The organism is Micromonospora sp. RTBAU3-60, from assembly GCF_054963695.1.
In genome coordinates, this window is sequence record NZ_JBUEGB010000021.1 from 61533 (window position 1) to 74043 (window position 12511).

14 protein-coding genes are annotated in these 12511 nt (G+C 72.9%); 7 read left to right on the top strand and 7 right to left on the bottom strand.

Going from position 1 to position 12511, the window contains the following annotated elements; genetic code table 11:
* Positions 1-110 precede the first annotated feature (110 nt).
* Positions 111-1067: an HpcH/HpaI aldolase/citrate lyase family protein gene (locus ACY34I_RS21340; RefSeq protein ID WP_462756757.1), complete on the top strand. Its 957-nt coding sequence runs from the start codon at positions 111-113 to the stop codon at positions 1065-1067.
* Positions 1068-1110: 43 nt separating this feature from the next.
* Here ACY34I_RS21340 and ACY34I_RS21345 read toward each other — a convergent pair whose 3' ends face one another.
* Entirely contained in the window at positions 1111-1686 is a 576-nt protein-coding gene (locus ACY34I_RS21345; protein WP_462756759.1) for a DUF4190 domain-containing protein, read from the bottom strand.
* 115 nt (positions 1687-1801) lie between these two features.
* On the opposite strand from ACY34I_RS21345, the gene ACY34I_RS21350 reads away from it, so the two are divergent.
* Positions 1802-2692, top strand: a complete 891-nt coding sequence (locus tag ACY34I_RS21350) for an SDR family NAD(P)-dependent oxidoreductase (protein ID WP_462756761.1) — start codon at positions 1802-1804, stop codon at positions 2690-2692.
* Between the two features lie 3 nt (positions 2693-2695).
* On the opposite strand, the gene ACY34I_RS21355 is transcribed toward ACY34I_RS21350, so the two are convergent.
* On the bottom strand, positions 2696-3112 hold the full coding sequence (locus ACY34I_RS21355) for a DUF4190 domain-containing protein (RefSeq protein WP_462756763.1): 417 nt from the start codon (positions 3110-3112) through the stop codon (positions 2696-2698).
* Positions 3113-3293: 181 nt separating this feature from the next.
* Between ACY34I_RS21355 and ACY34I_RS21360 the strand changes: the two genes are divergently transcribed.
* Positions 3294-4490 (top strand): acyl-CoA dehydrogenase family protein, encoded by a 1197-nt coding sequence (locus ACY34I_RS21360; protein ID WP_148796797.1) that lies wholly within the window; start codon positions 3294-3296, stop codon positions 4488-4490.
* Between the two features lie 12 nt (positions 4491-4502).
* Here ACY34I_RS21360 and ACY34I_RS21365 read toward each other — a convergent pair whose 3' ends face one another.
* Positions 4503-5243 carry a hypothetical protein gene (locus tag ACY34I_RS21365; protein ID WP_462756765.1) on the bottom strand — a complete coding sequence of 247 codons (741 nt, stop codon included), beginning with the start codon at positions 5241-5243 and terminating at the stop codon, positions 4503-4505.
* A 97-nt stretch (positions 5244-5340) separates the two neighbouring features.
* Here ACY34I_RS21365 and ACY34I_RS21370 point away from each other — a divergent pair, with 97 nt between their 5' ends.
* Positions 5341-6537, top strand: coding sequence for a hypothetical protein (locus ACY34I_RS21370; RefSeq protein WP_462756767.1), 1197 nt, complete (start codon positions 5341-5343; stop codon positions 6535-6537).
* A gap of 96 nt (positions 6538-6633) precedes the next feature.
* Complete coding sequence (locus ACY34I_RS21375; RefSeq protein WP_462756768.1) at positions 6634-7194, top strand: hypothetical protein; 561 nt, start codon at positions 6634-6636, stop codon at positions 7192-7194.
* An 18-nt stretch (positions 7195-7212) separates the two neighbouring features.
* Here ACY34I_RS21375 and ACY34I_RS21380 read toward each other — a convergent pair whose 3' ends face one another.
* Positions 7213-7890, bottom strand: coding sequence for a PH domain-containing protein (locus ACY34I_RS21380; protein WP_462756769.1), 678 nt, complete (start codon positions 7888-7890; stop codon positions 7213-7215).
* Between the two features lie 93 nt (positions 7891-7983).
* Between ACY34I_RS21380 and ACY34I_RS21385 the strand changes: the two genes are divergently transcribed.
* The gene (locus ACY34I_RS21385; protein ID WP_462756771.1) at positions 7984-8637 is read left to right on the top strand and encodes a TetR/AcrR family transcriptional regulator; all 654 of its coding nucleotides are present in this window, start codon (positions 7984-7986) and stop codon (positions 8635-8637) included.
* A 9-nt stretch (positions 8638-8646) separates the two neighbouring features.
* On the opposite strand, the gene ACY34I_RS21390 is transcribed toward ACY34I_RS21385, so the two are convergent.
* A complete protein-coding gene (locus tag ACY34I_RS21390; protein ID WP_462756773.1) occupies positions 8647-9054 on the bottom strand; it encodes a CoA-binding protein in 408 nt (135 codons plus the stop codon).
* Between the two features lie 36 nt (positions 9055-9090).
* Positions 9091-11160, bottom strand: coding sequence for an intein-containing Rv2578c family radical SAM protein (locus tag ACY34I_RS21395; protein ID WP_462756775.1), 2070 nt, complete (start codon positions 11158-11160; stop codon positions 9091-9093).
* A gap of 86 nt (positions 11161-11246) precedes the next feature.
* Between ACY34I_RS21395 and ACY34I_RS21400 the strand changes: the two genes are divergently transcribed.
* Positions 11247-11627, top strand: coding sequence for a thiol-disulfide oxidoreductase DCC family protein (locus ACY34I_RS21400; protein WP_462756777.1), 381 nt, complete (start codon positions 11247-11249; stop codon positions 11625-11627).
* 87 nt (positions 11628-11714) lie between these two features.
* Here ACY34I_RS21400 and ACY34I_RS21405 read toward each other — a convergent pair whose 3' ends face one another.
* Entirely contained in the window at positions 11715-12455 is a 741-nt protein-coding gene (locus tag ACY34I_RS21405) for a cellulose binding domain-containing protein (RefSeq protein ID WP_462756779.1), read from the bottom strand.
* Between the last annotated feature and the right edge of the window lie 56 nt (positions 12456-12511).

The following is a 12511-nucleotide window of genomic DNA, read 5'->3' on the forward strand; positions in this document are numbered from 1 at the left end:
TCACGGCACGAGGTTACCGTGGCGTCACTACGCCCTTTGGGATCGTTAAGTTCGCCGTTTTCCGTCTGGTCGCGTCGGCGCGTCCGCCGCACGCTGGAAGGAGCACATCCATGGCCGCTGTCGGTCGCCCCCGCCGGTCCTGCCTCGCCGTGCCGGGTTCCAGCGTCAAGATGCTCGGCAAGGCTCAGGGCCTGCCGGCGGACCAGGTCTTCCTCGACCTGGAGGACGCGGTCGCCCCGCTGGCCAAGCCGGACGCCCGGAAGAACATCGTCGCCGCGCTGAACGAGGGCGACTGGGCGGGCAAGACCCGGGTGGTCCGGGTGAACGACCTGACCACGCCGTGGACCTACCGGGACGTCATCGAGGTCGTCGAGGGAGCCGGCGCCAACCTGGAGTGCATCATGCTGCCGAAGGTGCAGGACGCGGCCCAGGTGCAGTGGCTGGACCTGACCCTCACCCAGATCGAGAAGACCCTCGGCCTGGAGGTCGGCCGGATCGGCATCGAGGCGCAGATCGAGAACGCCGCCGGGCTGGTCAACGTGGACGCCATCGCGGCCGCCTCGCCCCGGGTCGAGACGATCATCTTCGGCCCGGCCGACTTCATGGCCTCGATCAACATGAAGTCGCTGGCGGTCGGCGCGCTCATCCCGGACTACCCGGGCGACCCCTACCACTACATCCTCATGCGCATCCTGATGGCCGCCCGGATGCACGACAAGCAGGCCATCGACGGCCCGTTCCTGCAGATCCGGGACGTGGACGGGTTCCGCGAGGTGGCCAAGCGCTCGGCCGCGCTGGGCTTCGACGGCAAGTGGGTGCTGCACCCGGGCCAGATCGACGCGGCCAACGAGGTCTACTCGCCGGCGCAGGCCGACTACGACCACGCCGAGCTGATCCTCGACGCGTACGACTGGTACACCTCGGAGGCGGGCGGCAAGCTCGGCGCGGTGATGCTCGGCGACGAGATGATCGACGAGGCGTCCCGGAAGATGGCCCTGGTGATCGCCGCCAAGGGGCGCGCGGCCGGCATGGCCCGTACCTCGTCCTTCACCCCGCCCGCGGCCTGACCGCCGGTGTGCCGCCCCGGGGAGCGGGGCGGCACCGCGTCGGTCAGAAGGTGGGCGTGCTGCCGCCCGTGTCGGCGTTGGAGATCGCGAAGATGATCGCCCCGACGTACACCACGATCAGCACCAGCATCAGGGCGGTGAGGATCCACCCGACGATGATCGCGGCCTTCGCCATGCCCTCGCCCTGCTCACCGGTCTCCCGGATCTGCTTGCGGGCCACGTGCCCCATGATCGCGCCGATCGGGGCGGTGATGCAGGAGGCGAAGCCGACCAGCGACAGCACCAGCGCCACGATGGCCAGGGTGTTGGTCTTGCTCGACGGTGGGCCGTACGGGGGGTAGGCCGGCGGCGGGTAGCCGGCCGCCGCGTACGGGTCGCCCCCGGGGGGCGGGTAGCCGGGCGCGGCGTATGGGTCGCCCCCGGCGGGCGGGTAGCCGGGTGCGGCGTACGGGTTGCCCCCGGCGGGCGGGTAACCGGGCGCCGCGTAGGGGTCGGCCGGGCTCGGCTGGCTCGGGATCGGGCTACCGGCCATCGGCATCGTCGGGTCGGCCGGCGGGCTCGACTGCGGACCCGGCCGGGACGGGTCGTGCCAACCACCGGACGGTGGGGGATAGCTCATCTGGATCATCTCCGTAGACGTGGTGTGGTCAGGGTAGTCAGTGGCCCGCCGCACCGAGGACCCCCTTTCCGGGTGCCGCGTTGCCCGCAACGTCCACAACGGGCAGGATCTCGGCATGGCACTTGACGCGCGCGGCGGTCGGTCGCGACGGGACGTGAGCCGTCCAGGGCTGGTACGGCGGCAGCGCGGCAGCGCCCCGGCCGGGCCCGCCGACCAGGATCAGCCGGCACCGCTCGCCGAGCCGGCCACCATGCGCCTGGACGGCCGGGTCGCCCTGGTCACCGGCGCCGGCAGCCCGGACGGCATCGGGTACGCGACCGCACACCGCCTCGCCGACCTGGGCGCCCGGGTGGCGATCGTCTCCACCACCCGGCGGATCCACGAGCGCGCCGGCGAGTTGGGCGTGACCGGGTTCGTCGCCGACCTCACCGACGAGGCCGAGGTGGGTGCGCTCGCCGACGCGGTGGCCGAGCAGCTCGGCGACGTCGAGGTGCTGGTCAACAACGCGGGCCTGGCCAGCCGGGCCAGCCCGGAGGTGCTGCGGCCGGTGGCCCAGCTCAGCTACGACGAGTGGCGCGGCGAGATCGACCGCAACCTGACCACCGCGTTCCTGTGCAGCCGCGCGTTCATCGGCGGGATGGCCGAGCGGGGCTGGGGGCGGATCGTCAACCTCGCCGCCACCGCCGGCCCGGTCAACGCGCTGCCCACCGAGGCCGGGTACGCGGCGGCGAAGGCGGGCGTGGTGGGGCTGACCAGGGCGCTGGCCATGGAGATGATCGCCGACGGGGTGACGGTGAACGCGGTCGCGCCCGGCATCATCCACACCGCGGCGTCCACCATGGCCGAGATCAAGCAGGGGCTGGGCACCCCGGTCGGTCGCCCCGGCACGCCGGACGAGGTGGCCGCCGCCATCGCCTTCCTCTGCTCGCCGGCCGCCTCGTACATCACCGGGCAGATGCTGGTGGTCGACGGCGGCAACAGCGTCCGGGAGGCGCAGTTCCGCTGACCGTCAGCGATAGCTGTGGTTGTCGGAGTTCGCCCAGATGGCCAGGCCGATCCAGCCGCAGCAGGCGAGCACCCCGAGCGCGGTGAAGACGTAACTGAGGATCAGCCCCCAGGTGGCGAGCTGGTCGCCCTCCTCGCCGGTCTGCCGGATCTGCCGCTTGGCCAGGTGACCGAGGACGATGCCGGCCGGCGCGAAGACGAAGGCGAAGACCAGCGACAGGATGGCGAGCACGTTGGGCCCGCCGCCGCGCGGTCGCGTTGGTCCCTGCCCGGGCGGCCCGTACTGCCCGTACGGGGGCTGCGGAGCGTACGGCGGCTGTTGGCCCCACGGTGGCTGCTGCGGGTGCCCGTACGGCTGCCCGTAGGACGGCGGCTCATACGGCGACGGCGGCTGGTCCGGCTCGCCGGGTGGTTGGCTCACGCCCGCTCGCCCCCTCCGTCGCAGGTGAACTGCCCTCTCTCTTGCGGACGCTACCCGCAGCGGTGAACCTTTTCACAGCGGTTGTGTGGACTGGTCACCTTGGCTCCCGCCGGTCGCGGGACCGATACTGACCGAGCGTTCAGTTACCCACGAGTAATGCGCCGATCCCCCGGAGGCTGAGATGGCCCGACTCGCCCAGACGCCCGGCCTGACCGATGTGCAGCGGTCGATCCTCGAGACCGTCCGGGAGTTCGCCGACAAGGAGATCATCCCGCACGCCCAGCGGCTGGAGCACGCCGACGAGTACCCCACCGACATCCTCGACGGGATGCGCGAGATGGGGCTGTTCGGCCTCACCATCGCCGAGGAGTACGGCGGCCTGGGCGAGTCCCTGCTCACCTACGCCCTGGTGGTCGAGGAGCTGTCCCGGGGGTGGATGTCGATCTCCGGCATCGTCAACACCCACTTCATCGTCGCGTACCTGATCTCCCAGCACGGCTCGGCGGAGCAGCAGGCCCGGCTGCTGCCGCGGATGGCCACCGGCGAGGTGCGCGGCGCCTTCTCGATGTCGGAGCCGGAGTGCGGCTCCGACGTGTCGGCGATCAAGTCCAAGGCGGTCCGCGACGGCGACAACTTCGTCCTCAACGGCCAGAAGATGTGGCTGACCAACGGGGCGTACTCGTCGGTGGTGGCCACCCTGGTCAAGACCGACACCGGGGCCGACTCGGTCTACGGCAACATGAGCACCTTCCTCCTGGAGAAGGAACCCGGCTTCGGCGAGACGGCGCCCGGCCTGACCATCCCCGGCAAGATCGACAAGATGGGCTACAAGGGCGTCGAGACCACCGAGATGGTGCTCGACGGCGTCACGGTCCCCGCCTCCGCCGTCCTCGGCGGCGAGGAGAAGGTCGGCCGGGGCTTCTACCAGATGATGGACGGCATCGAGGTCGGCCGGGTCAACGTGGCCGCCCGCGCCTGCGGCATCTCCATCCGGGCCTTCGAGTTGGCCGTCGCGTACGCCCAGCAGCGCCGCACCTTCGGCCAGCCCCTCGCCAAGCACCAGGCCATCGCCTTCAAGCTCGCCGAGATGGGTACGAAGATCGAGGCCGCGCACGCCCTCATGGTCAACGCCGCCCGACTCAAGGACGCCGGCCAGCGCAACGACGTCGAGGCCGGCATGGCCAAGCTGCTCGCCTCGGAATACTGCGCCGAGGTCGTCCAGGAGGCGTTCCGTATCCACGGCGGCTACGGCTACTCCAAGGAGTACGAGATCGAGCGGCTGATGCGGGAGGCCCCGTTCCTGCTCATCGGCGAGGGCACCTCCGAGATCCAGAAGACGATCATCTCCCGCGGCCTGCTCAAGGAGTACAAGCTCTGATCGGTGCGCCGGTCACCCGCCGGCCGGTTCCGGCGCGGTGACCGGCAGGCCCACCGCCAGCATCTCCGGCCGCGACCGGAAGTGCTCGATCGCGGCGACCAGCCGTTCCTCGGGCACCGCCGTGTCCCGGCCACCCGCCACCGGCGCCGGCTCCAGCGAAACCCACCTCGCCGGACGCAGCCGCACCCCGTCCACCCGGCCGTCCCGCTTGTGCGGGACGACCAGGTCGATGTTCGTCCAGCCGAACGTCCGGCGGCCGTGCCGGATCCCGGTCGCGGTGAGCGCCAGCCGCCCGGTGAACCGGACCTCCTCGTAGACCACCCGCCCGATGCCGGCGGCGACGCCGACCGCGAGCAGCGGCCGCAGCAGCCCGGCCCACCCCGACTCGTCGGGAAGGGTGCCGATCAGTCCCGACCCGATCGCGGCCATCGCCACCGTTTCGGCCGTCAGGTCGGCCCAGCCGGCGAGGGACCGCCGTGCCACCAGGCCGGGTTCGACCGACTTTCGGCCCGCCACCTGCGGCATCCACACCAGGCGGCCGTCGCGTCGGGGCCGCCAGCGTTTCGTCAGCCACCGCGCCCCGGCCGGCAGCCAGATGGCACAACTCGCCGCGAGGGTGTCGACCGGCGGCAGCCGGAACAGCCCGGCGGCCACCGGCATCGCCACGCCCGCGGCGGCCGCGGCGGCGAGCAACCGGCGCGCCCAGAGGCCGTCGCCGGGCGAGGGCCGCCGGCCGGGCAGGGGGAGGGGCATCTGCGCAGGGTACGGTCCCGCCGCCACCCCTGTGGAGCGCCGTCAAGCGGCGAGCACGGCTGCCGACGGGGTGGCACCGACGCCGTACCGTACGCCCGTGCCCATCCCGCCCCGCCGGTCCCCGCTGCCGCCCATCCTGCTGGTGCTCGTGCCGTTGGCGCTGCTCCAGTTCCTCTGGCGGTCGCTCCCGATGCCCGACACCGACGCGCCGAGACTGGTCAACGGAGTGCTCGTCCTCTCGCCGCCCGGCTGGCTGGAAGTCGCGGTTGTCGCCGTGGCGTGGACCTGGGCCGTGACCGCCGGAGTAGCCGCTCTGGCCGGCGCCGACCGTCCGCTGCGGCGGGCCCTGCGGCTGCTCCCCACCGTCGGTGCCGCGCTCGCCGCCGGCGTCGCTACGGTGCTCGCCGCCCTCTTCCTGCTCGGGCAGGTACTGCCGGCGGACGTCGAGCTGGTCTGGTTCGTCGGCGTTCTGCTCGCCGTGCCGGTCGTCCTGCTCCTGATCCGACAGGCCCTCGTGCTACCCCTGGCCGTGTTCGAGGACCTGCGCTGGGCGGCCGCCCGCCGAAGGGCGTTCTCCGGCGTGGGTAGCCACCTGGTGCACATCGCGATCCTGCTGCTGGTCGGCGTGCTCGCCCCGGCGGTGCTCACCGCCTGGGCGGTGGTCCAGGGTGAGGCGCTGGTGGCGGGACGCTTGCCGGGCCTCGCGTTCTGGCTGGGTCGGGATGCTCTTCTGGTGCTGCTGGCCGTCCTTCAGGCGGCGACCTTCGTCGGGGTGTACCGCAACCTTCCGCAGCCCCGATTGGCGCTGGCCCACGCGGTATCGCGCCGTGTCGGGCCTGGCTGGCACCGGGCGGTCCGGGCGCTCGCGCCACTGCCCCTGTTGCTGCCGACGCTGTTCGCCGGCGGCCTGGCAGCGGCGGGGCAACTCCCCGAGGTCTCCGTGCAAACCCGGCCGGAGTACGGCACGTTGGTCGCGCTGGCCTGGCCAGCCGGGCGCCACCCCGTTCTGGTCACCCAGGCCGCCGTGGAGGACTGCCTCGACGACCAGTGCCGTACGACGAGGCGGACAAAGCTGCCGGTCATGCTCTCCGGAACGGAAAGAGCTGCGGTCGCGGCGGACGGTTCCGTCTACCTGCTGACCGACGACCGGCTGGCATACTGCGACCCGCAGCGCGTCTGCCAGCGGGCCCCGAGTCCGCTCGACGCCATCCCGTGGCCGCCGAGGGGTGCGATCGCCCTGGCCCCCGACGGCCAGATCCTCATCGCGGTCGCCGTACCCGGGTCCGGCGCGTAGAAACAGCACGGCACGGTGCGGGAGGACAGCGAGTTGCGGCTTGTCCGCTGTCGTGACGTTCGGTGCACAGACCCGACCGTCACCCGGCTCGGAACGGTGCAGGAGGATCTTGCTCGCCCCTCCTCCCCTTACTACCGGGAGCTGCTGGTGGGCGTGGACCGGAGTGGCCGGCCGGTCGTGGCGTACCGCCCCACGGGCGGCTCGATGGTGTGGATCGCCAGCTGCGACTCGCCGGCCTGCACCAGCGCCCGCCTTGGCCCTCAGGGGGAGCCGGCCACGCCGAGCGAGGAGGAGTTGGCTGCCCTGCACTTCGACCGGCTGGTCCATCCCTGCCAGCAGTGCACCAGCGCGGTCACCGCCACCGCCGCTCGCCCCGGCGGGGGCAGCTACGCCGTGGCGGTCCTGCCCGGCCCGCCCGGCGCCCGGCTTCAGGTGGGATCCCAGGTGTCCGGGCCGCGCCGTGCCGCGCTCTGGGTCTGCGCGGACTTTCGGTGCGTGGCACCCCGCGAGATCCCGCTGACCGCAGTGGAGCCGTGGGCCGGCGGGGTTTCTCCGCTGTCCCCCAGGGACGTCTTCCTCCTCGCGGCCAACCCGGACGGCCGAGTGGTCGCGGCCCGACGGCTGTGGTCGGACCGGATCGTCACCGTCCGGCCCTGACCCGGGCCGGCGCCGACCTCAGCCCACCAGGCTGCCCGGCTCGCGATCAGCCGTCCGAGCCGGGCAGCCGTGCCGCCAGGTGCTCGCGGGCCCGGGCGACCAGGGCGGCGGGTCGTCGGCGTAGAGACGGATCTCGTGCACCGGCCCGCTCGGCCCGTTGGGTAACCGGACCGACAGCGGCTCGCGCAGCACGATGTCGACGCTGGTCTGCTTGCCGGTGGCGACGTTCAGCACCACGCCCGCCTCGTCCGGTTCGAGCTGCACGCTCCGGCCAGAGGGCAGCGAGCGGTAGCGGGCGTCGACCCGGGCGACGGCCGTCCACGGCAGCCGGAAGTCCACCGAGAAGCCGTTGCGGACACGCAGTCCCTCGACGTCGGCGGCGTGCGGGTGGATCCGCAGCGCGGCGAAGAGACCGATCATCCAGAGCAGACCCCAGATGCCGAGCGCGAGCACGGTGTGCCGCACCGACGGCCACGGCAGGGTGTGCCGGAGGATCAGGTCGAAGATCGGGATCTCGATCGCGGAGAGCGCGATGAAGGCGATGAGGATCGGCTTCACCACGCCGACGTAGCTGAACGCCGCCGCCCCGGGCTCCAGCGCCGGGGGCCGGCGGAGCAGCCACCGGCCCAGGCTGACCCACATCCCCACCTCGTACGCGATCACGCGACGCAGCATCGCGACGGCCTGCTTCGGCACGGGTCACCTCACCTTCCCGTTTGCATTGCAGTTGCAACGTAAACGCTGGGCCAGGGAAGTGTCAATGCAGTCGTATTGTGAAAGCATGGGGGCATGCCGAAGCGGGTCGATCACGGAGAGCGGCGCAAACTGATCGCCGACGCGCTGATGCGGGTGGCCGCCGAACGCGGGCTGGAGGCGGTCAGCCTGCGTCACGTGGCGGCGGAGGCCGGGGTCTCCTCCGGGATGGTGCAGCACTACTTCCGCACCAAGGACGAGATGATGACCTTCGCGCTGTCCGTGGTACGCGAGCGCAGCGAGGCTCGGGTAACCAGTGCCCTCGCGGCGCTGGGGGCCGACCCGCCCCCGCGTACGCTGCTGCGGACCATGCTGGCCGAGTTGCTGCCGCTCGACGAGGCACGCCAGGCGGACGGGCGGGTGGCGCTGGCGTTCCTCGCCTACACGGCGGTACGCCCCGCCGTCGCCGCCGGGCTGCACCGGGAGACCGCCGAGCTGCTGGCCTTCATCGCCGGGCAGATCCGGGCCGCCCAGGCGGCCGGTGCGGCGCAGGCCCGCGTCGACCCCGACCGGGCCGCGGTGGCGCTGCTCGCCGTCATGGAAGGGCTGGGCGTCTACCTGCTCGGCGGCCACTACCCACCGGAGACGGCGCTCGGCGCGCTGGACGCCCAGTTGGACCTCCTGCTCGGCACTGCACCGCCGGCCCAGCGCGGTCGCGCGGTGCCGCCCCGGCGCCCGCCGAAGCCCTGACCGGGCAGGTCAGCCGAGCCGGGTCAGCCCCGCCGCGGCCCGCTCCACGATGAGGCAGCGGTCCTCGACGTAGTCGATGCCGGCCTCCTCGGCGATCCGCCGCGCCTCCGCCGAGACGATCCCGAGCTGCAACCAGACCGCCGGCGCGCCGATCGCCACCGCCTGCCGGACCACCTCGACCGCGTCCTCGGCGGGACGGAACACGTCGACCAGGTCGACCGGGTGCGGGATGTCGGCCAGCGACGGGTACGCACGCTCGCCGAAGAGCTCCTCCACCGTCGGGTTCACCGGGATGATCCGCCAGCCGTACCGCTGCATCTCGGCCGGTACGCGGTGCGCGGCCTTGCGCGGGTCACGGGATGCGCCCACGACGGCGATCACGGCGGAGTCGGCGAGGAGTTGCTGGGCTGTGCGCACGCTGCGAGCCTAGCCCGGTCGTTCTCCGGCCGCCGCTCAGAGCAGCGTCAACTGTTCCGCCGCGGCCGGCGGCGGCTCGGGCAGCCTGCGGTTGTCGCCACGCTCGCCCCGGTGCAGCCCGTGCCGGCGGGCCGCGATCCGCACCCGCGCGGTCAGCTCTCGCTGGTACGCCTGCGGCGCGTACGCGCCCGCCCGGTAGAGCTGGCGGTAGCGGGGGACCAGCTGGGGAAACTCCCGGGCCAGCCAGTGCGCATACCACTCGCGGGCGCCGGGGCGCAGGTGCAGCGCGAGCGGCGTCACGCTGGCCGCCCCGGCCGCGGCGATCGCCGAAACGGTCGCCTCGATCGACTGATCGTCGTCGCTGAGCCCCGGCAGGATCGGCGCCATCAGCACCCCCACCTCGAACCCGGCGTCGGTGAGCTGCCGGACGGCGTCCAGGCGGCGGCGGGGGCTGGGAGTGCCCGGCTCGACCGCGCGCCACAGCGCCTCGTCGACGAAGCCCACCGAGTAGGAGAGCCCGACCCGGGTGACCTCGGCGGCCTGGCGGAGCAGCGGCAGGTCCCGCAGGATCAGCGTGCCCTTGGTCAGGATCGAGAACGGGTTCGCGAAGTCGCGTAGCGCCTCGATGATCGGCGGCATCAGCCGGTAGCGCCCCTCGGCCCGCTGGTAGCAGTCCACATTGGTGCCCATGGCGACGTGCGCGCAGCGCCAGCGTGGGGCGGCCAGCTCGCGGCGGACCAGCTCGCCGGCGTTGACCTTGACGATCACCTTCCGGTCGAAGTCCGCTCCGGCATCGAGGTCGAGGTAGGTGTGGGTGTTGCGGGCGAAGCAGTTGTGGCTGACCACGCCGTTGGCGATGAAGTCGCCGGTGCCCGTGGTGATGTCCCACAGCGGCAGGTCCAGCCCGAGGTCCTCGATGCTCACCACCCGCAGCGCTGCCTGGCACTTGAGCGCCGCCCCCTCGATGGAACGCTTGCGGGTGATGGCCGGGTCGGTCAGGTGGAAGAAGCGCAGCCTCTCGGGCAAGCCGCCCGTCAACCGGATCTGCCGCACTCGGTTCGGCAGGCCAGGATCCTCGAGCACCCAGGTGAGCCCGAAGTGGTTCATGGCGGCGCCGGTCTCCTCGAGGATCCGGTCGTCGCCGTTGCTGATCCGGAAGATGCCCCGGCTGCAACTGCCCTCCGCGTCGAAGATGCCGGCGAGGAAGCCCAGCCGCCAGTCGTCACCGGGAGCGTCCGGCCACCGGATCAGCTCCGTGATGGCCTCGATGTCGCGCTGCTCCGACGTCCGGATGGCGGTTACCGCCCGCCGGGTTGCGCTGGCGGGGGCGAAGGAGAAGCGCTCGGTCTCGACGCCCGCGTCCGTCAGGAATCGCTGCGTGCGGTCCAGCGCCTCGCCGTCGACGAGGGTCAACCGGAATTGGTGCACCGTCCCATGGGCGTACGAGCGGGCACCGAGGTGGGCGTCACCCCGCACCATTCCGCACAGGTAGCCCCGGCGGTAGTCGGCCGAGTGCTTCGGCGGGGTCGCGAAGCGGCCGGTGCCGATCAGGCGGTTGTTGGTGGTCAGGTAGGGGCGTCGTCCAGCACCGTTCATCGCGCCGGTCACGTACTTCCAGCCCCGGTCGGACAGGAAACGGTGATCGCCGCTGGCGACCAGTGTGGTGCCGTCCTCCAAGGTCACCCGGTAGGCCCGCTTCACCGTCGACCACTTGTCGAGAACCGTCGTAACGACGTACCGCCGGTAGGCGCCCCGCCGCTCGGTGCCGTAGATCCGGTCGCCCGGCTCCAGCTCGCTGATCGGCTTCGTCCGCCCGTCCGCCATCAGAATCGGGGTGTCGCCGGAGATGCAGTAAACACACGCATGGCTGCAGCCACGGTATGGGTTGATCGTCCACTCGAACGGCACGCGGGACGTGCCGGGCACCCGGTTGATGATCGACTTCGCCTGCACCTCGTAGAAGGTCATCCCGGCGAAGCCGGGGGTGTCGAAGGTGCGGACCGTCGCGCCGGGCAGCGCCAGCGGCAGGGGTGGAGTCGCTGGCGCTGCCCGACCAGGGACCCCCTCATCCGGGGGAGCGGAAAGGTTGTCCCAGCGCACGGGCATTATTCGAACACGTGTACGAGGAGAGTGCAAGTGACTCGCCGGACACCCGGGTCCGAACGCGGGGCGGCGGGTGCAGGATGGGGGGCATGGAGACGTCGACCTTCGTCTACGACGGCGACTGCGCGTTCTGCACCCGCTGCGCCGAGTTCATCGAGCGCCGGATCCCGACCCGGGCCCGGGTGCTGCCCTGGCAGTTCGCCGACCTCGACGCGCTCGGCCTGACCGAGGCGGAGTGCGAGGAGGCGGTCCAGTGGGTCGGCGCCGACGGCGTACGCGCCGCGGGGCCGGACGCCATCGCCCGGCTGCTCGGCGACAGCGGCCCGCTGTGGCGGATCGCCGGGGCCGGTCTGCGGTTCCCTCCGGTCCGGGCCGCCGCCTGGCCGGCGTACCGCTGGGTGGCCCGCAACCGCCACCGCCTGCCCGGCGGCACCGCGGCCTGCGCCGTGCCGTCCGCCAACCGGCCCTGACCACGTCGCCGAGCCCGCCGCCGACCGGGACCGCCGGTCGTGCGCCCGCCGCCGGGCGGACCTGCCAGGCGGTGCCGGGCCGGCCGGTCAGTTCGGCAGGCCGGTGCAGGCGACGCCGTCGATGGTGCACGACCTGGGCGTGGCGCTGATCGCCGCGCCGTTCACCCGGAACGTCACCCGGGCCGCGCCGCGGCCGGGCACCGCCCCGGCGCTCCCCTCCGGCACGAAGGTCCACGTCGCGCCGTCCCGGCTGGCCCGGGCCCCGGTGACCGAGCTGACCTCGAGCGACTCCCGGGGCAGCACGATGACCAGTTGCCAATCCGTCGCCCCGGCCGGGCCCGGGTTGGTGATCGTCACCGCGGCGCCGTAGCTGAGCAGGGCGGTGTTCTCGACGGCGAAGTCGGCGCGCAGTGCGACCGGCGTGGGCGGGGCGGCGCTGGTCGCCGACGGGGCGCTGCCCGACGGCCGGCCGACCGGCGGTGCGGCGGGCGGAGCGGTGGTCGTGGCGTGTGCGGACGCCCGGGGCGTGGCGCTGGTCGGTTCGGGCTGCTCGCCGGGCGTTCCGGTGGCCGGCGCGTCGGCCACCGCCAGGTCCGGTGGCGGCTCGACGGCCACCGGGGTCAGCCGTTCCGGCGTACGCAGCACCGTGACGACCGAGTACGCCGTCGCCAGCAGCACGCCCAGCGAGGCGAGGATGGCCACCTGGGCGAGGCGCGAGCCCCCGCCCCGGCCGGCGAGGGCGCGCCGGGCGGCCCGGGCCGCGGCGACGATCCCGTCCAACAGGATGATCGCCACGGTCCGCCGTGGCTGGGACGGTGGTGCCGGCACTGCGCCCTCCCCCTTTGAGATCGTCCGTCGGACCGGCGTCCGCGTCCTCCGGTCCC

Coding starts and splice junctions, on each gene's coding strand:
- ACY34I_RS21345 (WP_462756759.1), bottom strand. CDS start 1,686: ATGAGCTATCCCCCACCGTCCGGTGGTTGGCACGACCCGTCCCGGCCG.
- ACY34I_RS21385 (WP_462756771.1), top strand. CDS start 7,984: ATGCCGAAGCGGGTCGATCACGGAGAGCGGCGCAAACTGATCGCCGAC.
- ACY34I_RS21365 (WP_462756765.1), bottom strand. CDS start 5,243: ATGCCCCTCCCCCTGCCCGGCCGGCGGCCCTCGCCCGGCGACGGCCTC.
- ACY34I_RS21360 (WP_148796797.1), top strand. CDS start 3,294: ATGGCCCGACTCGCCCAGACGCCCGGCCTGACCGATGTGCAGCGGTCG.
- ACY34I_RS21395 (WP_462756775.1), bottom strand. CDS start 11,160: ATGCCCGTGCGCTGGGACAACCTTTCCGCTCCCCCGGATGAGGGGGTC.
- ACY34I_RS21350 (WP_462756761.1), top strand. CDS start 1,802: ATGGCACTTGACGCGCGCGGCGGTCGGTCGCGACGGGACGTGAGCCGT.
- ACY34I_RS21340 (WP_462756757.1), top strand. CDS start 111: ATGGCCGCTGTCGGTCGCCCCCGCCGGTCCTGCCTCGCCGTGCCGGGT.
- ACY34I_RS21400 (WP_462756777.1), top strand. CDS start 11,247: ATGGAGACGTCGACCTTCGTCTACGACGGCGACTGCGCGTTCTGCACC.